Genomic DNA, 1,034 nt, shown 5'->3' with positions numbered 1-1,034 from the left:
GCTGAAACCCATCACGGCATGAAATCGGCATAGGGGGCGATCGTATATGATCGCACCCCTGCCACACCACCCGGCATGCGGGTCCGCACCGGGCGGTTCGAGAGATTGAGGTCAGGTGAGTCTGGGCATTCCGAGTTGGTCTGCCCATTTGATCGTGAGGACGGTGTTGAGGAGTTTTGCGCTGTTGCGCCACCAGCGGCGGGCGTTTGCCGCCACTTGGTTCGCCACATCCAGGCTTGCTGCTCTGGCCGTCAGTTCCCGAAAGATGGTCCTGCCGCGCTTCCATTGCTTGAGCTGGATCGCCCTCAGGCGGTGGCGCATCCACTCGTCCAGCTCTCGCCAGATCCGAGGTGTTTGCGCCAGCCTGAAGTAGGCTTTCCATCCGCGCACGAAGACGCCCAACCGTTCTGCCACGGCTTTCAGAGACCGTCCTGTCACCCGCGACGTCAGGTCACGCACGCGATCCTTGAACGCCTTGATGGCCTTGTCGGCCACCCGTCGCATGACCACTCCCCGGTTTCGCCAGAAGGCGTAGCCGAGGAATTTGCGGCCGAAGACGCTGGCAACGGCGCTCTTGGTCTCATTCACTGTCAAGTGAAGTCGGCCATAGAGGCGCCGCAGCAGAGCCATTACCCGCTCACCCGCCCGCCGTGACCGCACATAGACGTTGCAGTCGTCGGCATAGCGGCAGAAGGCATGGCCCCGCCGTTCAAGTTCCTTGTCCACCTCGTCCAGCAGCAGGTTGGCCAGCAGCGGCGACAGCGGTCCGCCCTGCGGCGTGCCTCTGGTTCGCTTGATGGTCGCATCCCCATCGACGATGTCGGCGTTCAGGTAAGCCCGTACCAGGCGGATGACGCCAGGATCGGGGATTTTCCTGCGCAGACGGTCGATCAGGATGTCGTGGTCAACCCGGTCGAAGAACTTCTCCAGGTCCACGTCCACCACGATCCGCCGCCCGGACTGCACGAACGATTGCGCCGCAAGAACGGCATCGTGCGCACTACGCCCCGGACGGAAGCCGTAGCTGTGCTGGC

At 63.2% G+C, this 1,034-nt stretch carries 1 protein-coding gene; it reads right to left on the bottom strand.

Annotation, left to right across the window (positions count from 1 at the left end; all coding sequences use genetic code 11):
• Positions 1 to 111 precede the first annotated feature (111 nt).
• The coding region (locus AC1D06_RS42645; RefSeq protein ID WP_477991622.1) for a reverse transcriptase domain-containing protein at positions 112 to 1,034 on the bottom strand (923 nt) is incomplete at its 5' end.

The organism is Rhizobium sp. P2_G2, assembly GCF_056403555.1.
The sequence above is the reverse complement of the archived record's forward strand: the minus strand, read 5'-3'. Positions and strand labels throughout refer to the sequence as shown.